Below are 20,568 nucleotides of genomic sequence, written 5' to 3' on the forward strand. Positions count from 1 at the left end.
GGCCATGCGGCGCAGCGCGGGCAGCGCGGGGCGGGCCGCGGCGCCGAGCGGGGCCAGTCTCTGCGCGGTGCGGGCGCGCCGGCTCGCGCTCCGGGCGGTCAGCTCCCGCAGCAGCACCGGCAGGACGGCGGACGCGTCGCCCTCGACGGCCCACAGGGCGTCCGCCGCGTCGAGCCCGTACGCGCCGTCCAGGAGGGCGCGCAGTGCGGGCACGGCCTCCCGCGCGGCGGACCCGAGGGCGCCCAGGGCACCGAGCGCGGCCCTCGTCAGCCGCTCCCCGCGCGCGGACCGAACCGCGTCCAGCAGGCGCAGCACCTCGGGCACGGCCGCGGCGTCACGCAGGTCACCCACCGCCCGCAGCAGCGGCGTGGCCCGTGCCGCCGCGTCGGCGGAGTCGGGCGCGACGGCGGCCAGCGCCCGGCGCAGGGCCGGTGCCAGCGGGGCCGCCGCAGCACCCAGGTGACCGACGACCGACCCCAGATCCCGGGGCACCACCGGTCTCGTCAGCAGCTCGGCCAGCACCGGTACCGCCCGTCGGTCACCGCTCCTTGCCAGGGCCTGCACCGCGACGCCCAGGGCGGGCACCTCGCGCCGCCACAGCCGGGTCCACAGGTCGGGCCGCGAGGCCACGAGGGTGTGCAGGGGGTCGGCGGCCGGGGCGGCCAGCGCGAACAGGCCGGTGAGGACGGAGACGGCCGCGTCGCGCAACCGGCCGTCGTCCTCCTTCAATTGCTCGCCCAGCCCGGCCACCGTGGCGCTGTGGTCGCCGCGCCATTCGCGCAGCAGCGAGGCGCTCAGCCACACCCCGGTGCACCGGTCGGTCGCGGCCGGGCTCGTCAACTGGCCGTGCAGCAGGGCGGTCCGCTCGGGCAGACGGTCGCCGAGCGCGGTGTGCAGGCTGCGCAGCAGAAGCGCGCCTTCCTCGTCGGAGGGGCGCAGCCGCCGTAAGCGGTCGGCGAGGGTGGCACCGGCCGGGGCGGGTTCGGGAGCCGGACGGCGTGCGGAGCGCTCCGCGACGAGGCCGACGACGGTCGTCACCAGGTCGGCCGGAAGGAGCTCCGGCGCGCAGACGGCGAGCTGGCCCAGCGCGGCGAGTCTCGGCCCGGGGCCGTGCGGCGGACGGCTCCGCGCGGCCAGCAGCTCCAGGGCCTCGTCGGGCCGCGCAGGGTGGTGCCGTACGAAGTGGCCGAGGTTCTCGACGAGGGCGATGACCAACCGGTCGTCCCGCTCGACGGCCAGCCGCTCCCGCAACAGGGCGAGCACGCGCGCGGGTGCGTCGAGGAACCGGACGGCCGCCCCCGCCGCGGCCCGCCGCACCTCCGCGTCCGGGTCCCCGGCCAGCCGGGTGAAGAGCTCCGCACCCGAACGGACCGCCGCCGCGCCGGTGTCCGCGTCGCCCCCGATGCTCACCAGCAGCTCGACGAGCCCGCCCCGCTCCCGCACCCGCTCGTCGGCGGCCAGCGCGAGCAGAAACGGAACGCAGGCGAGCGTCGAGTCGTACACCCTTCCCTGGTCGTGCACCGCGTCGTACAGGCGGTCCAGCGCGTCCGCCCGCTCAGCCGGCTCCGCGGAGGCCAGTCCCCTGAGCCAGCCGGGCACGTCCCGCGCGCTGCCGTACGCGTGCCGCAGCGAGGCCCAATCGACCTCGTCGATCCCCGTGAACACGTTGTCCTCCCCCGGACGAAGTGCCAGAAGTGCCAACTGATCACGAGTCTGCACCACGCCACTGACAACGAAGCGGAATCGAACGGTGACGCACGGGCGCCGGCGAGCCCCCCGCGCCGCCGCCGTCCGCGGATCGCGCCACCTTCCGGCCAACCCGGTACGGCCGCGGAACTCCTTCCCGCCGACTGGCCGGGCTCCGCGCTGCGGGCCGCGTACGCGCGGTACCAGAGCGAGGTGGCGAGCACGCTGCCCCCCCGCGGGAGGAGCGGACATGACACGGCGGCCGTGCGAAGCGCCGTGGGGGGGACGCTTCGTACGGCCGCCTTCACCGGGGCCCTCTTCATCGGACCCCTTCACCGGGGCGCGTCATCGGGCGCCGTCACCGGGGCCGACCTGGGCCGTCCGGCTCCGGTCGGCCCCGGCCCGGTCACCTGTAGGTGATGTCCGAGGTGCTGTACAGGCAGTTCGTGCTGTCCGGACCGACGCCCGCCGCCGTGTTGTTGTTGTACTTCTGGCAGGGGATGACCTTGCGGCCGGAGTCGTTGAGGATCGTGATCTTCCGCAGCGTGGCCACGTCGTTGCGGTTGACGTTGATGCCGACGATCCGCGCGGTGGAGCCCGTGCCGGTCACCTCGATGGTGTTGAGGTTGACCTTGCGCGTGTACGACGTGGAGCAGTCGCCGCAGGAGCGGTAGAAGGTCTTGAACTCCTGCACGGCGAAGTTGGAGATGTTCACCGTGCCGCCGCCGTTGTGCTGGAAGACCTTGTCGCTCGCCTTCTTGGCGCCGCCGCCGACGACGTTGTACGTCGTGCCGTTGCCGCCGCGGAAGGTCGCGGCGTCCTCGCCGACGTCCTCCCACCAGACGTTCTGCAGCGTGCAGCTGCCCAGGCAGTGGATGCCGTCGGCGCCGGGCGCGCCGATGATCACGTTCTTGAGCGTCACGCCGTTCGCGAGCGTCAGGATCGGCTTCTGGTCCTCGGACTGGTCCCCGGTGCCCAGGGGGCCGCTGCCGTACAGGCGCAGCATCCCGTAGTCCTTCGAGCTGGTGAGGTTGATCGTCGAGGTGACCGGCTGGCTGCCGGAGGCGGACGGCCAGGTGGCGGCGTTCGCCGGTCCCGCGCCTGTAGTCATGATCATGCCAACCGAAAGGCCGAGGGTGGCCACGGCTCCGGTCAGCGCGCGCCGGCGGGCACGCGATCGTGTCGCAGAAGACATGTCCCGTCTCCTTCTGTCGTGGGGGCGATCAGAGCTTTGCGGTACCCGTGCCGGACGTCACCGGAGCGACGGCCGGCCCGGCGGGCCCGGAGGTGCGGCGGCTTCGCGCACGTTCTGACGCGGGACACCTCGGTAGCGGCTCCACCGAGGTCGTCGCCGTCCGTCGCCGGTCAGGTGACGGACGTGGCCGCCGGAGCGGATCTTTGCGGGTGTGTACGCGGGGGACGTGTGCGCATGCGGGTGCGTCCCTTCGGCAGGGCGATATTGATCGCATATCTGAACGATGTGCGTGGTGTTGAACATCGTGCGCGAGCGGTGCGGCCTTTTGTGGTTCCGGGTGAGCGGCTCGGTCACACTGTTGAACGGACCGTAGGGGGCAAGCGCTTTCTAGTCAACGCTTTGCGTAGACGACATTCGGCCACACCGGTGGAATGGCAAGGGCTTCCCGAAGGTCGTGTGGGAGCGCTTCCATGAAGGGCATGTGCATGCCACCATGCGACGGACGCTTCTCCTGTGCCCGGCCCACCCGCCCGGGCCCCGAGCGAGAGGGGAGTCGATGCCGACCCCGCGCACACGGACCTTCGCCGCCTTCCCAGCCGACGAGCCGTCATCAGAAGGGAGCAGCGTGCCGACCCCCGACTCCACCAGGAAAACGCTGCGTTCGGTCCTCGCGGTGCTGGTGTTCCTCCTCACCGGCGCCCTCCTGTCCGCCCCCGCCGCCTCCGCCCGCCCCGAGGCGCCCGAAGCGGCGGTCCCCGCCGCGACCCTCACCGAGGTCACCGGCTTCGGTGCCAACCCCAGCAACCTCCAGATGTACGTGTACGCGCCGGACGCCCTGCCCGCCCGCCCGGCCGTCCTCGTCGCCGTCCACTGGTGCGGTGGCTCGGGACCCGCCATGCACTCCGGGACCCCGTACGCCCAGCTCGCCGACCGCCACAAGTTCGTGGTGATCTACCCGTCCGTCACACGGGCCAGCAAGTGCTTCGACGTCTCCTCGCCGCAGGCGCTGCGGCGCGGCGGCGGCAGCGACCCCGTCGGCATCAAGTCGATGATCGACTGGGTGACGTCCACGTACTCCGCCGACACCGCGCGCGTGTACGCCACCGGCATCTCCTCCGGGGCGATGATGACCAACGTCCTGCTCGGTGACTACCCGGACGTGTTCGCGGCGGGCTCCGCCTTCGCCGGGGTCCCCTTCGGCTGCTTCGCCACCACCGACGGCTCCGAGTGGAACAGCGCCTGCGCGGGCGGGACCGTCGTCCGCACCCCGCAGCAGTGGGGCGACCTCGTGCGCGGCGCCTACCCCGGGTACACCGGGCCGCGCCCCCGCATGCAGGTGTGGCACGGTAGCGAGGACGACGTGCTGCGCTATCCCAACTTCGGTGAGCAGATCAAGCAGTGGACCAACGTACGGGGCCTCGGCCAGACCCCGGCCGCCACCGACACGCCGCAGTCCGGCTGGACCCGCACCCGCTACGGCGGCACCGGCGACCAGGCTCCCGTGGAGGCCATCAGCCTCCAGGGCGTCGGGCACAACCTGTACACCTGGGACATGGCCGACCGTGTCATCACCTTCTTCGGCCTGGCCTCCGGCGGCGGTCCCACGCCCCAGCCGCCCGCCGGCCCCTGCAAGGTGACCGCGTCCACCAACGCCTGGAGCACCGGCCTGACCGCCTCGGTGACGATCACCAACACCGGTACCTCCACGGTCGCCGGGTGGCGGCTCGGCTTCACCCTGCCCGCCGGGCAGACCATCACCAACGGCTGGGGCGCCACGTACAGCCCGGCCTCCGGCGCGGTGACCGCCACCAACGCGACGTACAACGGCACGCTCGCACCGAACGCCAGTGTCACCATCGGCTATCAGGCGAACCACACCGGGAACAGCGCCGCACCCGGCTCCTTCACGCTCAACGGAGTCGCCTGCACGACGAGTTGAGGTCTCGTCAGGGGTGTGCGGCCGGTGCGGGTGCTCCGGCCGCGCACGGAAATACGGAGGCGGGGCGGCGGTGGCGGCGGTAGCGTCACGCCGATCGTGACCCCAGCCCTGGAGGGACGGATGAATTCCGACGACGTGGTCGGCCTGCTCGCCGACGAGACCCGGGTGCGCGCCTTCGCCGCCGTCGCGCTGGGCGCCGCGAGCGCCACCGAGGTCGTCGAGCGCACCGGCCTGCCGACGAAGGACGCCCTCGGCGCGCTGCGCAGGCTCGAGGACCGCGGCGTCGTGACCTCGGAGGGCGGCGGACTCGCGGTGGCGTACGACCGGTTCCGCGCCCTGGCCCGCGAGGCCGCCGCGGCCGGACCGAGGCGGGACCACGGCACGGGGGACGAACAGGTCGAGACGCTGCTGCGGACGTTCCTCAGCGACGGACGGCTCGTGCGCCTGCCGTCCCGGTGGGAACGGAAGAAGCTCGTCCTCGGCCACCTCGCGGACCGCAGCTTCGAGGCCGGCCGGGAGTACTCCGAGCGGGAGGTCGACGACCGGCTCCGTGCCTGGTGCGAGGGCGGCGAGGTCGACCATGTGACCCTGCGCCGCTATCTGGTCGACCTGCACCACCTGGACCGTCAGGACGGGATCTACCGGCGCTCGCCCGAGCGGACCGCGCTGCTGGACTGACCGGGGTGCCGGGCCGGCCGCCTCGCCGGACCGACCTGTTGCCGGACCGACCGTGACGCCGGACTGACGGCCCTGTTGGACCGACCGTGCTGCCGGGCTGACGGCCCCGCTGGACCGGCCGTGACGCCGGGCCGACCGTGCTGCTGGACTGACCACCCTGCCGGGGTCGACCGCGTTGCGCGGTGACCGTGCCGCCGGAAGGGCCCCGGCCGCCGCCGGACCGGCCTTCGGGCGCGCTCAGGCGGAGTGCCGGTACCCGTCCGCGGCCGGCTCCGGACCGGTCTTCGCGGGGAGGTGGTTGAACAGCAGGTTCAGCACGATCGCGGTCACACAGCCCGCGCTGATGCCGCTGCTCATCACCGTCTGGAACCACTCCGGGAACTTCTCGTAGACCGTCGGCACGCCCACCGGCAGCACGCCCACCGCCACCGACACGGCCACCACCGTCAGGTTGTGGTTCCCCTGGAAGTCGACCTCCGCGAGGGTGCGCAGGCCGCTCGCCGCGACCGTCCCGAACATCACCAGGCCCGCGCCGCCGAGCACGGGTGCCGGGATCGCCGCCACGACCGCGCCCAGCTTGGGCAGCAGACCGAGCAGCACCAGCATGCCGCCGGCCGCGGCGACGACCCAGCGGCTGCGCACCCGGGTCATACCGACCAGGCCCACGTTCTGCGCGTACGCCGTGTAGGGGAAGGTGTTGAAGACACCGCCGAGCACCGTCGACAGACCGTCGGCGCGCAGTCCGTCGGAGAGCGAGCGCGGCTCGACCTTCCGCCCGGTCATCTCCCCGACCGCGATGAAGTCACCCGTGGTCTCGGTCATGCAGACCAGCGCCACGACCAGCATCGAGATGATCGCCGACGCCTCGAAGACGGGGGTGCCGAAGTGGAAGGGCGTGCTGACGCCGACCCAGTCGGCCTCGCCGACCCCGCCGAAGTCCGTGAAGCCGAAGGGGACGGCGACCGCCAGGCCCACCACGATGCCGATCAGCACCGCGACCCGGCTGAGGAACGCCGGCGCGAACCGCTGCACGCCCAGCACCACCGCCAGCACGAACGCGGCGAGCGCCAGGTTCCTCGGCTCCCCGAAGTCCTTCGCGCCGACACCGCCCGCGGCCCAGTTCCCCGCGACCGGAAGCAGCGAGACACCGATGATCAGGATCACCGTGCCGGTGACGAGCGGCGGGAAGAAACGCAGGAGGCGGCCGAACACCGGCGCGAGCAGCATGATCGCCAGGCCCGCGACGATCACCGAGCCGTAGATCGCGGGCAGCCCCCCGCCCGTCGTCCCGATGAGCACCATCGGCGACACCGCGGCGAATGTGCAGCCCTGCATGATCGGCAGGCGCACGCCGAAGCGCCAGAAACCCACGCACTGGATGAGCGTGGCGATCCCGCACACCAACAGGTCGGCGGTGATCAGATACGCCAGGTCGGCGGGCGGCAGTCGCATCGCACCGCCCACGATCAGCGGCACGGCCACCGCGCCCGCGTACATCGCCAGCACGTGCTGGAGACCGAAGGCGGCGAGCCGGCGTACCGGCGGGACTTCGTCGACCGGGTGGACGGGTGCGGTTGTGGTCATGGGCGAGACCGTAAGCCGCTTGAACAGTTTGTTGATTTCCGCGGTGTTGCCGCTGTGTGTCCCGCCCTCGGCGGGCGGCGGCCGGGTGCGCCGCCTCCCGCGCCCGTCACGGTGCGCTGTCGTGCGCGGCGGTCAGGAGCGACTCCCAGTCGGGCAGCTTCACCACACTCCTGCCCAGCGACGCTCCGAGCGCCGCCTCCGCCCGCTCGATGGCACACCACCCCGCCCACTCGACCGGCTCCGCTCCGGCGGCCCGCAGCAGCGTGAGCGGATCACCGGGCAGTTCCCGCCGTACGAGGGCGGGGGCGTCCTCCAGCAGGGACGTCACCGTCTCCTTCGCGCACGGCCGGTTGGTGCCGATCACACCGGTCGGGCCGCGTTTGATCCAGCCCGCCACGTACTCGCCCGGCGCGACCTCGCTCTCGCGCAGCACCCGCCCCGCCAGATGCGGCACCGTGCCCCGCTCGGCGTCGAACGGCAGGCCTTCCAGCGGCACCCCGCGATAGCCCACCGACCGCAGCACCAGCTGAGCCGCGACGTCCTCGTGGCGGCCGGTGCCCGTCACGCCGCCGTGCCCGTCCGGCGCGGTCCGTTCGAAGCGCACCGCGCCCACCCGGCCGCCGTCCGCCACCAGCTCGACCGGCCGCAGGAAGAACCGCAGCCGGATGCGGCGCCGCGCACCGCGGGGCGGCAGGGCCGCCCAGCCGCGCAGCACCTCGATGTTGCGGCGTTGCGGCGCCGGCAGCCCGGACGGATCGGCGTACGCCGGATCGAGCGCCAGCTCCGCCTCGTCGACGATCACATCGGTGTCCGGCAGGGTGCCCAGTTCGCGCAGCTCCTTGGTGGTGAAGCGGGCCTGGGAGGGGCCGCGCCGCCCCACCATGGAGATCTCGGTGACCTCGCTCGCGGTCAGCGCGGTCAGCGCCGCCTGCGGCATGTCGGTGGGGCTCAGCTCCGCCGCGCCGCGCGCGAGGATGCGGGTGACGTCCACCGCCACGTTGCCCACGCCGATCACCACGGCCGAGCGGGCGCCGAAGAGGTAGCCGTCGGCCACGGCGTCCGGGTGGGCGCTGTACCAGGCTACGAACTCCGTCGCCGACCAGCTGCCCGGCAGCTCCTCACCCGGGATCCCCAGGTGTCGGTCGGCCGCGGCGCCCACGCAGTACACGACCGCGTGGTACAGCTCCCGCAGCCGCTCGACGGGCACCCCGCCCGCCCCCACGCGCACTCCGCCGAGGAACCGTACCCGCTCGTGCTCCAGGACCGTCCGCAGGTTCTGCTGGAGCGACTTGATCTTCTCGTGGTCCGGGGCGACGCCGTACCGCACCAGCCCGTACGGGCACGGCAGCCGGTCCAGGACGTCGACGAGGACCTCGGGGTCCTGCTGGACGATGCCCTGGGCGGTGTAGACCCCACTCGGCCCGGAGCCGACGACGGCGACACGCAGCACGGCCGAACCCCTTCCCCGCAGGTCGGAGCAGATCACTGGTGCTTCCAGCATCGCACCGCGGCCGCTGCGCTGACAGGGTGTGCGCGTCTTCGGCGTTGCGTGTCCCTTCGTATGGGATGTGATCATGCGGTTACGTTGCGTGTGTGCTAGAAGCATCGTTCCTTAATCTTTCCGACCGCCGGGCCGAGGACGGCACGGTGTCGGTGTGGCCCGCGTGGGAAGTGCGGGAGGACGGGGAGACCACCTCCTGGTTCACCGTGCGGCTGGCGTTCCCCGACGGGGCGCGGGTGGAGATGCTCGCCGTCGTCTCCGCGGGCTGTGTCTCCATCGAGGACGTCCGGGCCCAGCCGGCCCTGTCCCTCGTCGACCTGGCGGTGCTGGCGGACTGGATCGAGGCGCCGCTGTTCGAGGCGTGCGGGCAGCCCGCCCCGTACGCCGACGACGAGGAACCGTGTGTCGGCGTGCCCGCCGGTGCGCGGCGTGCCCGTCCCGCCTGGCCGCGCGGCGCCGAGGGGCGGTGGCTGATCGCACAGGAGTACCGCGCCGCCCAGGAGGAGGGCGTCGACCCCGTCCTGGCGGTCATGTGCGCGACCGGCCACAGCCGCCGCAGGTCCCTGCGCCTGATCGCGCAGGCCCGTGACGCGGGACTGCTGACGCCGCGTCACGCACGGCGCTGACGTCAGAGCGCGCACCAAGACCCACATCTGCTGACGTCACGTCGAACACCGTCGCGGCGACTTCACAGCATCGACCGCATCCGGGTGATCTCCGCCGTCTGCTGGGCGACCACGTCGTCCGCCATCTCCTCGACGCGGATGTTGTTCCCCTGCGCCTTGATGTCCGCCGCCATGGTCAGGGCGCCCTCGTGATGGGTGATCATCAGGGTCAGGAAGAGCTGGTCGAACGCCGCTCCGCGCGCCGCCCGCAGCTCCTTCATCTGCGCCTCGGTCGCCATGCCGGGCATCGCGGCGTGGTCGTGCGCCCCGCCCGCAGGGCTCTCGCTCTTGCCGTGCGCGGTCAGCCAGCCCTTCATGGCCTCGATCTCCGGCCCCTGCGCGGCCGCGATCCGGGCGGCGAGTGCCTCGACCTTCGCCGACTTCGCCTGCGCGGGAGCGAGTTCGGTCATCTCCAGTGCCTGGGTGTGGTGCTCGATCATCATGCGGACGAAGGAGACGTCGGCGGAGTTGGGGGTGTCGTCCTCGGCGCGCTGCGCGGCCGCGTCCTGTGCGGACAGGGTGCGGTTGTCCTCGCCCGGCTTGCCCGGCGCGATCACCGAAGGACCGCTCGCCGCACCCGACTCGGTGTCCGACCCGGAGTCACAGCCCGCCACCGCGAGGACGAGCAACGAGGCGGCGACGGCGAGGGGCACGCGGCGGAACGGCACAACGACCTCCTGGAACGGGCGAGTTGCATAGCGGTGCGGACCTGACGAAGAGTGAACGATTCAAGACCGTTCTGGCACGGTGTCCGTGTCCTACTGATCAAAAACCTTCATTACGAGTGCGTTGCCGACTATTGATCTGTGCATGATGAAGACGATACTTCGGAGGACCGTGAACCGTTCCTCGTGAACGGCAACAAGGGAGGATGCAGTGACCCTGTTGAACGATCCCCGAACGCGGCGCAGACGGCTGGGAGTTGCCACGGCCTGTGCCGGGCTGCTGGCCGCGCTCCTCACGGCGGCCCCGGCGGCCGCGACCCCCGACCCGGGGGACGGTCCCGCCGTGGAACGGGAGGTGTCCCAGGACGCGCGCGCCGAGGCGGCCGAGGCCATCGCCGAGGGCGAGATACCCGGCAAGGACGAGATCGTCCACTCCGCCAACATCGAGCACGTCGTGAACGTCCCCAAGGACGTCCTGCCCGGCACCAACTCGGACCTGGCCTTCCAGGGCAAGTACGCCTTCGCCGGCAACTACGACGGCTTCCGCATTTTCGACATCAGCGACCCGAAGTCCCCGAAGACCGTCTCGCAGGTCCTGTGCCCGGGCTCGCAGAACGACATCTCCGTCTCCGGCAACCTGCTCTTCCTGTCCACCGACTCCTCGCGCAGCGACAGCAGCTGCAACAGCACCACGCAGCCCGCGACCGAGAAGTCCTCCTGGGAGGGCATGAAGGTCTTCGACATCAGCGACAAGGCGAACCCGAAGTACGTCGCCGCCGTCGAGACCGCCTGCGGCTCGCACACCCACACGCTGGTGCCCGAGCGCCGCAACGTCTACATCTACGTCTCCTCCTACTCGCCCAACGCGGCCTACCCCGACTGCCAGCCCCCGCACGACGGCATCTCGGTCATCAAGGTCCCGCGCTACGCCCCGGAGAAGGCGGCGGTCGTCGGCTTCCCCGTCCTCTTCCCCGGTGAGGGCCCGGACGGCGGCGGCAACCCGGGCGGCCCCACCAACCCGGGTGTCTCCAAGACGACCGGCTGCCACGACATCACGGTGCTCCCGGAGAAGGACCTCGCCGCCGGTGCCTGCATGGGCGACGGCATCCTGTTCTCCATCAAGGACCCGGAGAACCCGAAGGTCATCGACCGTGTCCAGGACAACGTCAACTTCGCGTTCTGGCACTCGGCGACCTTCAACCTGAAGGCGAACAAGGTCGTCTTCACCGACGAGCTGGGCGGCGGAGGCGCGGCCACCTGCACCGCGGAGATCGGCCCCAACCGGGGCGCCGACGGCGTCTACGACATCGTCGGCAAGGGCGACAAGCGCAAGCTCGTCTTCCGCAGCTACTTCAAGATCGACCGCCACCAGGGGCCCACGGAGGTCTGCGTGGCCCACAACGGCTCGCTGATCCCGGTCAAGGGCAAGGACCTGATGGTCCAGGCCTGGTACCAGGGCGGTGTCTCCGTCTGGGACTTCACCGACTCCGCGCACCCCAAGGAGATCGCCTACTTCGAGCGCGGCCCGGTCAACACCGAGCGGCTCACCACGGCCGGCTCCTGGTCGGCGTACTACTACAACGGCTACATCTACTCGAACGACATCGCCAAGGGCCTCGACGTGCTGAAGCTGCACGACCGGCGCACGCAACCGGCGGAGCGCGTCCGGCTGCGTGAGCTGAACGTCCAGACCCAGCCGGACTACTTCGACTGAGTCCCGCCGGACCCTCCCGTCGCGAAGAAACGCGACAGGTCCGTCTCACAGGTCCCGCCGGGCGCCCCGGCGTCCGGCGGGACCCCCTGCTCCCAGTCGAGCCGGTAGCGCGCGAACAGCTCGGCGCGCATGGAGGCGACCGGCATGCCCGCGTTCGGCAGGACGATCGCGTAGACCGCGCCCATCAGCAGTGAGCGCAGCATCGGGTAGTCGGTGTCGGCGTCCCGCGACCCGTGCCGCACCACCGTGTCCCGCAGCAGCTCGGCCAGCCGCCGCTGCTCCGGACACGGCACGAAACCCTCCGCCTGGAGCAGCCCGGCCATGTGCTGGCGCATCAGCACCGTACGGTCGCGGGCCAGCCCCAGGATCGCGTCGATGGCCCGGGCCATCCGCTCCCCGCCGTCCTCGGTGCGCGGCTCCCGCTCCAGCGCCTCCTCCAGCGTGCGGTGCATCAGCCGGTGCACCGCCGACTGCACCAGCTGGCGCTTGCCCGGGAAGTAGTACGACACCAGGCCGCGCGCCGAGCCCGCCCGGTCCGCGATGTCGCCGAGTGTCGTCGCCTCGTAGCCGCGCTCGCCGACCAGTTCGAGAGCCGCCTGCAGGAGCCGCTCCCGGGAACGCCGCCGCAATTCTTCATTGACCGAGGCGCTGCGCGGGGACATGCTGGAACTCCTGCGTTGACTGGCTGCCAGCCAACTATACTCAACGCATCCCGGCCGCCTCCGGACGGAGGTGCTCCGGGCTGCCGCCCGCTCTGGGCGACGCGGGGGATCGTCCAGAGTGGGCGCGCTTTCCCCCTGATGGTGGCCTCAGGCGCCTTTCGCGCGGGTGGCCGTGCGCGTCGGCCGGCCTCCGGCATCGGCCTCCAGGGCGGGCTCAGCCCACCAGATCCAGCACCGGGCGCAGACCGTCCGGCCGCTGCGCGGCCGGCAGATGGTCGACGAAATGCACCGCGCAGCCCAGCGCCGCCGCCCCGCCGTCCGCCCGCCGGTCGTCGCCCACCATCAGCGTCCCGGCCGGATCGGCACCGAGCGCCTCGCACGCCGTGCTGAACAGCCGCACGTCCGGCTTCTGCACACCGTGCTCGAACGACAGCGCGTAGGTGTCGACGAACGCGTCCAGGCCATGCGCACGGAACACCGGCCGCAGATCCCACCCGATGTTGCTCACCACCCCCACCCGCACGTCCCGCTCCCGCAGCGCGCTCAGCACCGCCCCGGCGTCCGGGTACGGCGCCCAGGCGGCCGGCGTCATGTGCCGGTCGTACAGCGCGTCGTGCAGGGCCGGATCGGGCAGCCTCACCTGACGGGAGAGCCCGGTGTAGGCGGCCCGGTGCAGCTCGGCGCTCTTGTCCCGCACCCACCACAGACCGGCCACCTCCTCGGGCATCCGCACGGGCGCGGCCCCGCCCGGCAGCGCCCCGGCCGACTCCAGCGCCCGGGCCGTCCGCACCAGCTCCTCCTCGGACAGCGCGATGCCGGCCGTGTCGAGCACCGCGCGCAGCCAGGACTCGGCCGGCTCGACGCGGAAGAGGGTCCCGGAGAAGTCGAACAGCACGGCGGCGGTCATGCGGTCGATGCTACGGATCCGGTACGTCCACGTTCCAGGAACGCGGCAGGTCGCCGTCACAGAACACACAGACGAAGACGCCCTCGCGGACCACGTTGTTCTCCCGGCAGCGCGGGCAGCGGCGGAAGAGCAGCGCGTGCGTGAAGCCCCCGGGATGCCCGATGCCGGCCCGCTCCAGGGCGGCGGCGACCGCCGGCCAGCAGTCCGGGTCGGGGCAGTAGCCGGTGGACTGGTTGCTGACCTCGTCCACCTGCCGGCCGTCGGGTGTGCGCAGGAACCCGATCTCGCCCGCGGCGAGCACGGCACCGCCGCCCGCACAGGCGACGTGCTCGCTGCGCCGGGGCGCGAGCCGCAGCAGACCGTCCGGGGCGACGACGAAGGTGTACGTCTCCTTGGCCCCCTGCTCGGCCGCCCAGGCATCGAGGTCCGCCGCGCGGCGGATCACCGTGCCGCCGGTTCCCGGCACGACCGCCCGGCGCAGTTCCTCCGGGCCGACATAGCGGTACAGCCGTCCTGTGGGGGACATCGCCCGCGGACTCCTGCCTCTTCGGTTCTCTCCTGCTCTCTTTGGCTCTCTTGACTCTCTGCGGTTCTCTGCGGTTCTCTGCGGCGCAACGGCCGGTGCCGTGCTCAGTGGCTCACGGCCGCCATCGCGCATGTGCCGCGATCGCCAGGGCGACGACCGTCGCGCCCAGGAGCCAGCCGCCGAGGACGTCCGTCGGCCAGTGGACGCCGAGCCAGACCCGGGTCAGGCCCACGCCGGCCACGGAGACCGCCACGAACGTCACCGCCGTACGCCACAGGGCCGGGCCGACGCCGTGGCGGTGCAGGAGCCACAGCAGGAGGCCGAGGACCACCGTGGCCGTGAGGGCGTGGCCGGAGGGGAACGCCGCGTAGTGCGCGGAGTCGACCGGGTCGGGCCAGGCGGGGCGTTCGCGGCCGATCGCCGCCTTCATGCCCTGCTGGAGGGCGGTCCCCACCGCCGACGCGGTGACCAGCCACACCGCCGTCCACCAGGCCGAGCGCCGCCACACCAGCCATACCGCGACCGCCGCGCACAGCAGGCGCATGGTCAGCGGATCCCAGACCCAGTCCGTGAGGACCCGGCAGATCTGGGTGACATCGGGGTCGGCGACCGCCCAGCGGTGCGTGGTGCGTGAGATGTCGCCGTCGACGGAGATCAGGGGGTGCCATTCGGCCGCGACCAGGGCCAGCAGGAGCAGCGAGACCACTCCCAGGGCCAGGGCGGCACGGACGGCCGTGCGGTGGGGGGACCGGGTGGGCGGGGAGTCGACGGACCGGGTGTGCATGGTGTGATCCTCGCCGAACCCCGGGGTGCGAGGCCAACCCGGGGGCGGCTTTCGGACCCGGGGCCGGCTCAGCCGAGCGCCCGCAGCCCGGGTACCAGGGTCACCAGCACCGGGATCACCGGCACGAGCGAGGCCGCGGCGGTCAGCCGGAGCCTGCGGGCCGCCGTGAGCCGGTCCGGGGGCGTCAGCAGCCGGTGCACGCGCTGCGGGACATGGGCGTGCGGGGTGGGGGAGGGGCCGAAGACGCCCCGGTCCTCATTGAGTTCGACCAGGGCCAGCGCGGTGGTCAGCCGGCCGAAGCGGCGGGAGGCCATGTCGTCGGCGGCGAGCTCCACCAGCCGGTGCATCTCGTCGCGGAACGCCGCGAACACCGGGACCTGCGGGAACCCGGTGGCCAGCGCGGTCGAGCAGTGCAGCAGCCAGTGGTGCCGCGCCCGGGCGTGTCCCTGCTCGTGCGCGAGGACCGCGTCGAGCTGGCGCCCTTTCAGGCGCCGCAACGCGGCCGTGGTGACCACCAGTCGGGGCACCCCGCCGGCCAGCCACCAGGCGTCGGGCCGCTCGCCCTCCAGCACCACGAGCCGTCCGCTCGTGGGCTCCTCACCGGGCAACAGCGGTGCCTGCGAGCGCAGTTCCGCCCGGCGCTGCCGCAGCCGGGTCCGGGCGCGGGCGACCTCCCGCACCAGCATCGCCCCGCTCCACAGCCCGGCGCACGCGAGCGTCACCGCCGTCGCCGCCGCCCACGGGCCGGTCGCGCCCAGCGCGTAGGCCTCGACGACAGCGCGCGGCGCCGGCGCGAAGACATGCCCGCGCACCGCCTGCCAGGCCGCCGCCGCGCTGAGCGTCATCGACAGCGCGCAGCACAGCAGGACCGCCGCCACCACGCACTGCCACACCCACAGCGCGACCACCGGTTCACGGTCCGGCCAGTCGGCCCGGGCGAGCAGCCGGGGGGCGACGACGGCGGTCAGGGCACCGAGCAGCAACAGCACCGCGGGGACCATCATGGGCAGCACCCTATGAGCGGCGCACCGCTCAGGGGTACGGCTCGTCATGGCAAAGTGACGCAGACCACGAGTGCCTCAGCGGCCACAGGGGTAACACGGCCCGCGCGTGGGCCGGGTCGCCGCGCGCGCCGTCACATCGTCAGCAGCATCGCGACCATCCCGATCCCCATCGACAACCGGCAGGCCCGCGCCAGTTCCGGCCGGTCGACCCAGGAGACGGGGCCGCCCGCCGGGTCGGCCACGGGCAGCAGCCGGACCCCGGAGACCAGGACGTACCCGGCGAAGTACAGCAGCAACACACCGGTCAGCAGCGGGACTCCGGAACCGCCGTGCCCATGTCCGGCACCCGGCGCGGCGGACATCGCGACCGCCATGTAGACCATCGCCGAGGCCCCGACGAGATGGTGCAGGTGGTGGGCGCCGCCGCGGGCCTCCCACAGCGCCCGCAGCGCCGCGGCGCCGAAGACCGCCGCGTACACCGGCCAGGCCCACCGCGGCGGGGTGAACGCCGCGGCCGGTACGGCCATCACCGCCATGCCGAAACCCATGAGCGCCTCGCCGCCCGCGGCCCGGCGCTGCTCCTCGACGCCGCTGCGCGTCCGCAGCAGGCAGTAGGCGCCGGTCGCCGCACACAGCGCGACCAGCAGCCAGCCGGGCGAAGCCGGTCCGTGCACGCGCACCTCCCCGCTCGACGGTCGGTCGAGGGATGCGATGCCCACGGCACGTGGCGCGCACGCGAGCGCAAGGGTGTACACGGGGAGCATTCGGCGGAGCACGCCGGGTGCGCCTCGACCTGGCCTGTACACGATGGCCGGATCCCTGCGCGTGCTGTGTACGCCCACAACCGGCCCTGCGCCGCCCGGGCGCGCGTCCTGGCCGGGGTCTCGCCCTCGCCCTGCTCACCTCCGACGCCGCGTCCGGCGAGTGGTGGCAGCGGGGCCCTGCCCGAGGAGCGGGTCGTCGCGTCCGAACAGCGCGGACACCGTACGCTCGCCGCGACGGTACGACGCCAGGGACTCCTCCCGGACCGGGAAACCTCCTGGCCCGGGACGCGCACGCGAGTACGGAGGACGCACGGCCATGACGGCGAGGCAGGGTCGCCCCGCGGACGGGGGACAGGCACACGGGGACCCCGCGGATCCCGCACGGCGGAAACCGGCCGACCCCGAGCACCACACCCCGCCGGACCCGGCACCCGCCCCCGTCCCTCAGCACGACTCCGGGACGAACCCGGCGCCGACGAGCACTTCCGGGTCTGAGCGCGAGCACGGTTCGGGCCCAGCGCCCACGAGCGCTCCCGGCCCGCAGCCCGAGTCCGCGTCGGGCCCCGCCCCCACGGCTGCTTCCGGCCCCCGACATGAGCCCGGGACGGACCCGGCGCCGACGACCGCCTCCGGCCCCCAGCACCAGGTCGCGTCAGGCCCCGGCCCCCGGCACCAAGCCGTCACAGGCTCGGACCCCCGGCACCAGGCCGTGTCGGGCCCCGGCCCCCGGCACCAAGCCGTCACAGGCTCGGACCCCCGGCACCAGGCCGTGTCGGGCCCCGCCACCGCCCCCGGTGCCGACACCGTTTCCGCCGTCGTGCGGCAGTGGCACGTCGTGCGGCCCGATCTCGACACCGGGCCCATGGAGATCATCGGCCGGGTCAACCGGTGTGCCGCGCTGCTCCAGCAGGCCGAGGACGCCCCGCTGCGCCGGGCCGGGCTCAGCCGGCCGGAGTTCGACGTGCTCGGCGCGCTCCGCCGTACCGGGCACGAGCTGACACCGAGCGAGCTGGCCCGGGAGACGTTCTCCTCCGGTGCCGCGGTCACCAAGCGCCTGAAAGTGCTGACCGAACGCGGCCTGGTGGAGCGCCGGAGCGACACGCGCGACCGCCGTGTCGCCCACCTCCGCCTCACGGACGCCGGCCGGGACCTCGTCGACACGATCATGCCCGAGCAGCTTGCCTACGAGCGTGCCGTGCTGGCCGCGCTCGACGGCGAGCGACAGGGTGAGCTGGCCGAGCTGCTGGGGGAGTTGCTCAGCCGACTGGAGGGGCACAGCCAGGCCCTGCGGACCTGAGCGCACCCGGCGGGTGGCTCACAGCACGTCGTGCACCGTGCGCCGGTAGGTGGAGCGCCGGTCGTCGAGGGCCTGCCAGCGGTCGCCGTAGACGGTGCGGGTGACCTGCGGGTCGCGCAGAAAGTCGTGCGGGAAGCCGAGCGACACCGCGCTCGCCTCGTCGAGACGGGCCACCGCGTCGGCGTCCAGACGCACGTCGAGGCAGCCCAGGTTGTCCACGAGCTGGCTCTCCCGGGTGGCCGCGATGATCGGCACCACGTTCCCGGGGCGGCCCAGCAGCCACGCCAGGGCCACCTGGGCCGGGCTCCAGCCGCCCTGCTCGGCGACCTCCAGGACGGCGCTGACGACCGCCTCCTCCCGCGGATCCTCCGCCCCGGAGCCCAGCCGTCCGGACTCGCCGCGCCGGTACTTCCCGGTGAGCTTCCCCGCCGCGAGCGGCGCCCAGGCCAGCACCGCCAGGTCGAACGCCCGCGCCTGCGGCAGGAGTTCACGTTCGGGGGTGCGCTCCAGCAGGTTGTACCGCAGCTGCGAACCGGCGAACGCCGTCCACCCCCGAAGCTCGGCCAGGGTGTTGGCCTGAGCGATCTCCCAGGCGGGCCAGTCCGAGACGCCCAAGTACAGCACCTTGCCCGTGCGCACCAGGTCGTCGAGCGCGCGCATCACCTCGTCCACGGGGGTGAAGTGGTCGCGGGCGTGCACCCACAGCACGTCCAGCCGGTCGGTGCGCAGCCGGTCCAGGCTCGCCTCCACCGACTGCACCAGGTTCTTGCGATGGTTGCCCGCCGCGTTGACGTCACCCTCGCGGATCCCGCAGGTGTACTTGCTGGCCAGCACGAACTCGTCGCGCCGCCCCGCGAGCAGCTCCCCCAGGAAGCGCTCGGAGTCGCCGCCGGTGTAGATGTTGGCCGTGTCGACGAAGTTGCCGCCGGCCGCCGCGTAGGCGTCGAGGATCTTCCCGCTGGTCTCCTGGTCGGCGCCCCAGCCGGGATCGCCGCCCATGGTCATCGCGCCGAGGCTCAGCTCGCTCACGCGCAGACCGGTCCTGCCGAACAGTGTGTACCGCATGTCTCTTCCCCCTCAGGGCCGTCCGTGCCGACGACGCTAAGGGCTGGAGCGCACTTCAATGCAAACCGGCGACGGAACCGGCGATGTACTCAGCTCTCCTCCTCGGCCCGGTACACCCCGAACACCGCGCCCTGCGGATCCCGCAGTACGGCGATCCGCGGGCCGTCCGGCACGGAGGTGGGCTCCATGAGCGCGGCGCCGCCCGCGCCGGTGGCCCTCGCCGTGGTGGCGTCCACGTCCTCCACCGCGAAGTACGGCAGCCAGTGCGGCGGCACCTCGTGCGGGAACTTGTCGTCCATGGTGATCATGCCGCCGAAGTCGGCGCCGCCGACGCCCCACTGGGTGTAGTGCTCGGTGGTGGCCACGGTCCAGCCGAAGATCGTCGTGTAGAAGGCCTCGGCCCGCGCGGGGTCCCGGGTCAGCAGTTCCACCCAGCCCAGCGAGCCGGGCGCGTTGAACAGTCCGGCGCCCTGGAAGGTCCTGGCCTGCCACAGCTGGAAGGCCGCGCCGCCCGGATCGAGGGCGACGACGTAACGGCCCATGTCGAACACGTCCATCGGGCCGACCAGCACCTTGCCGCCGGCCTCCTCGATCATCCGCGCGCTGACGTCGGCGTCGGACACCGCGAACGACACGGTCCAGGCGACGGGCTGTGCCTCCTGGTAGAGCGGGCTCAGCGCGGCGACGGCCGCGTCCCGGAGGTGGGCGACGGTGTAGCCGCCGGCCTCCTGCCGGGGGTCCGTCTCGCAGCGCCAGCCGAACAGCTCCGCGTAGAACCGCTGGGCCGCCGCGAGGTCGGTGGTGCCCAGCTCGGCCCAGCAGGGCCCGCCGGGCACGGGCGTGTCGAGCTTCATGGCGTTCCTTCCGAAGGGAGGACCCCTTCCAGCACGCTAAGCCCGGGCCCGTGCCCCGGCATCCGCTGGCCTCACATGCCCGGCCGGTGCCGCAGCGGATGGTCCGCGGGCACCTCCACCAGCACGATCGGAGTGCCGTCCGGATCCGCGATCCACATCTCGATCAGGCCCCATGGCTCCCGCACCGGCTCCCGCGCGATCGGCACACCCCTCTCCCGCAGCTCCTCGTGCGCCGCCGCCACGTCCGCGACCTGCATCCACAGCCGCACGGCGGGGTCGGGGGGTGTCTCGGAGCGCCCCGACAGCTCCAGGAAGCCCCCGCCGAGGAAGTACACGGTGCCCCGCTCCGGGCCCGTGCCGAACTCGCGGTAGACGGCGAGGCCCAGTTGTTCGCCGTAGAAGGCGCGGGAGCGTTCGGGGTCGGTGGGGCGGAGCAGGATCCGGCCGCTGAGTACATGCACCATGCATCCGGAGCGTAGTGGGAGCGGGTTAGGCTCGGCGGGGGCCGAACCGCGCCCGGGAGGGGAGATCGCCCACATGGACACCACCGCCGCCGCACTCGTCTTCCGTGACGCCGTCGACACCGACGTGGACACGCTCGTGGCGCTTGTCGAGTCGGCCTACCGCGGGGACGCCAGCAGGGCGGGCTGGACCACGGAGGCGGACATCCTGGAGGGGCAGCGCACCGACCCCCAGGGCGTCCTGGAGATCATCGAGTCGCCCGACAGCCGGCTGCTGACCGCGGCGCGGGACGGCCGGATCATCGCCTGCTGCCAGCTCGAGCACCGCGGCGACCACGCCTACTTCGGCATGTTCGCGGTCAGCCCCACCGCCCAGGGCGGAGGTCTCGGCCGGATCGTCCTCGCGGAGGCCGAGCGCCAGGCCCGCGCCACCTGGGGCGTCGCCGAGATGCACATGACGGTGATCTCCGTGCGCGACGACCTCATCGCCTGGTACGAGCGGCGCGGCTACCGCCGTACCGGACGGATGACGCCGTTCCCCTACGGCGACGAGCGCTTCGGCATCCCGCAGCGGGACGACCTCCAGTTCGAGCTGCTGGTCAAGCCGCTGGGGTGAG

Annotated in this window: 20 protein-coding genes; 6 read left to right on the forward strand and 14 right to left on the reverse strand. The window is 73.0% G+C overall.

The window, feature by feature from the left end; genetic code table 11:
- Together ALMP_RS29755 and ALMP_RS29765 are read right to left on the reverse strand one after the other, a co-directional pair.
- Window positions 1-1,665: HEAT repeat domain-containing protein (locus ALMP_RS29755; RefSeq protein WP_264933825.1), on the reverse strand; the 1,665-nt coding region annotated here is incomplete at its 3' end.
- 427 nt (window positions 1,666-2,092) lie between these two features.
- Entirely contained in the window at window positions 2,093-2,881 is a 789-nt protein-coding gene (locus ALMP_RS29765) for a pectate lyase (RefSeq protein ID WP_264933827.1), read from the reverse strand.
- Between the two features lie 625 nt (window positions 2,882-3,506).
- On the opposite strand from ALMP_RS29765, the gene ALMP_RS29770 reads away from it, so the two are divergent.
- Complete coding sequence (locus tag ALMP_RS29770) at window positions 3,507-4,820, forward strand: PHB depolymerase family esterase (RefSeq protein WP_264933829.1); 1,314 nt, start codon at window positions 3,507-3,509, stop codon at window positions 4,818-4,820.
- A 120-nt stretch (window positions 4,821-4,940) separates the two neighbouring features.
- A complete protein-coding gene (locus tag ALMP_RS29775; protein ID WP_264933831.1) occupies window positions 4,941-5,498 on the forward strand; it encodes a DUF2087 domain-containing protein in 558 nt (185 codons plus the stop codon).
- A gap of 237 nt (window positions 5,499-5,735) precedes the next feature.
- Here ALMP_RS29775 and ALMP_RS29780 read toward each other — a convergent pair whose 3' ends face one another.
- Both ALMP_RS29780 and ALMP_RS29785 read right to left on the reverse strand, forming a co-directional pair.
- Window positions 5,736-7,082 (reverse strand): nucleobase:cation symporter-2 family protein, encoded by a 1,347-nt coding sequence (locus ALMP_RS29780; protein ID WP_264933833.1) that lies wholly within the window; start codon window positions 7,080-7,082, stop codon window positions 5,736-5,738.
- Window positions 7,083-7,188: 106 nt separating this feature from the next.
- Window positions 7,189-8,532 (reverse strand): FAD-dependent oxidoreductase, encoded by a 1,344-nt coding sequence (locus ALMP_RS29785; RefSeq protein ID WP_264933835.1) that lies wholly within the window; start codon window positions 8,530-8,532, stop codon window positions 7,189-7,191.
- Window positions 8,533-8,729: 197 nt separating this feature from the next.
- On the opposite strand from ALMP_RS29785, the gene ALMP_RS29790 reads away from it, so the two are divergent.
- The gene (locus tag ALMP_RS29790) at window positions 8,730-9,209 is read left to right on the forward strand and encodes a DUF6214 family protein (RefSeq protein WP_264934016.1); all 480 of its coding nucleotides are present in this window, start codon (window positions 8,730-8,732) and stop codon (window positions 9,207-9,209) included.
- Between the two features lie 62 nt (window positions 9,210-9,271).
- On the opposite strand, the gene ALMP_RS29795 is transcribed toward ALMP_RS29790, so the two are convergent.
- Complete coding sequence (locus tag ALMP_RS29795) at window positions 9,272-9,916, reverse strand: DUF305 domain-containing protein (protein WP_264933836.1); 645 nt, start codon at window positions 9,914-9,916, stop codon at window positions 9,272-9,274.
- 208 nt (window positions 9,917-10,124) lie between these two features.
- Here ALMP_RS29795 and ALMP_RS29800 point away from each other — a divergent pair, with 208 nt between their 5' ends.
- Entirely contained in the window at window positions 10,125-11,627 is a 1,503-nt protein-coding gene (locus ALMP_RS29800; protein WP_264933838.1) for an LVIVD repeat-containing protein, read from the forward strand.
- On the opposite strand, the gene ALMP_RS29805 is transcribed toward ALMP_RS29800, so the two are convergent.
- The 6 genes from ALMP_RS29805 to ALMP_RS29830 all read right to left on the reverse strand — a co-directional run bounded on the left by ALMP_RS29805 (window position 11,615) and on the right by ALMP_RS29830 (window position 16,184).
- A complete protein-coding gene (locus ALMP_RS29805) occupies window positions 11,615-12,289 on the reverse strand; it encodes a TetR/AcrR family transcriptional regulator (protein WP_264933840.1) in 675 nt (224 codons plus the stop codon). The genes ALMP_RS29800 and ALMP_RS29805 overlap by 13 nt on opposite strands.
- A 214-nt stretch (window positions 12,290-12,503) precedes the next feature.
- Complete coding sequence (locus ALMP_RS29810; RefSeq protein ID WP_264933842.1) at window positions 12,504-13,196, reverse strand: HAD family hydrolase; 693 nt, start codon at window positions 13,194-13,196, stop codon at window positions 12,504-12,506.
- 10 nt (window positions 13,197-13,206) lie between these two features.
- On the reverse strand, window positions 13,207-13,722 hold the full coding sequence (locus ALMP_RS29815; protein ID WP_264933845.1) for a hypothetical protein: 516 nt from the start codon (window positions 13,720-13,722) through the stop codon (window positions 13,207-13,209).
- A 112-nt stretch (window positions 13,723-13,834) separates the two neighbouring features.
- Window positions 13,835-14,506, reverse strand: coding sequence for a phosphatase PAP2 family protein (locus ALMP_RS29820; RefSeq protein WP_264933847.1), 672 nt, complete (start codon window positions 14,504-14,506; stop codon window positions 13,835-13,837).
- Window positions 14,507-14,574: 68 nt separating this feature from the next.
- A complete protein-coding gene (locus ALMP_RS29825) occupies window positions 14,575-15,510 on the reverse strand; it encodes a M56 family metallopeptidase (protein WP_264933849.1) in 936 nt (311 codons plus the stop codon).
- Window positions 15,511-15,641: 131 nt separating this feature from the next.
- Window positions 15,642-16,184 (reverse strand): DUF5134 domain-containing protein, encoded by a 543-nt coding sequence (locus ALMP_RS29830; protein ID WP_264933851.1) that lies wholly within the window; start codon window positions 16,182-16,184, stop codon window positions 15,642-15,644.
- Window positions 16,185-17,043: 859 nt separating this feature from the next.
- Between ALMP_RS29830 and ALMP_RS29840 the strand changes: the two genes are divergently transcribed.
- On the forward strand, window positions 17,044-17,571 hold the full coding sequence (locus ALMP_RS29840; protein ID WP_264933853.1) for a MarR family winged helix-turn-helix transcriptional regulator: 528 nt from the start codon (window positions 17,044-17,046) through the stop codon (window positions 17,569-17,571).
- A gap of 18 nt (window positions 17,572-17,589) precedes the next feature.
- Here the strand turns inward: ALMP_RS29840 and ALMP_RS29845 are convergent, their stop codons facing one another.
- From ALMP_RS29845 to ALMP_RS29855, 3 genes are all read right to left on the reverse strand, one after another.
- Window positions 17,590-18,636 (reverse strand): aldo/keto reductase, encoded by a 1,047-nt coding sequence (locus tag ALMP_RS29845; RefSeq protein WP_264933855.1) that lies wholly within the window; start codon window positions 18,634-18,636, stop codon window positions 17,590-17,592.
- An 89-nt stretch (window positions 18,637-18,725) separates the two neighbouring features.
- Window positions 18,726-19,490 (reverse strand): VOC family protein, encoded by a 765-nt coding sequence (locus ALMP_RS29850; RefSeq protein WP_264933857.1) that lies wholly within the window; start codon window positions 19,488-19,490, stop codon window positions 18,726-18,728.
- A 71-nt stretch (window positions 19,491-19,561) separates the two neighbouring features.
- The gene (locus tag ALMP_RS29855; protein ID WP_264933858.1) at window positions 19,562-19,954 is read right to left on the reverse strand and encodes a VOC family protein; all 393 of its coding nucleotides are present in this window, start codon (window positions 19,952-19,954) and stop codon (window positions 19,562-19,564) included.
- A gap of 73 nt (window positions 19,955-20,027) precedes the next feature.
- Here ALMP_RS29855 and ALMP_RS29860 point away from each other — a divergent pair, with 73 nt between their 5' ends.
- On the forward strand, window positions 20,028-20,567 hold the full coding sequence (locus ALMP_RS29860; RefSeq protein WP_264933861.1) for a GNAT family N-acetyltransferase: 540 nt from the start codon (window positions 20,028-20,030) through the stop codon (window positions 20,565-20,567).
- Window position 20,568 lies beyond the last annotated feature (1 nt).

Source organism: Streptomyces sp. A012304, assembly GCF_026008495.1.
Lineage (GTDB): Bacteria > Actinomycetota > Actinomycetes > Streptomycetales > Streptomycetaceae > Streptomyces.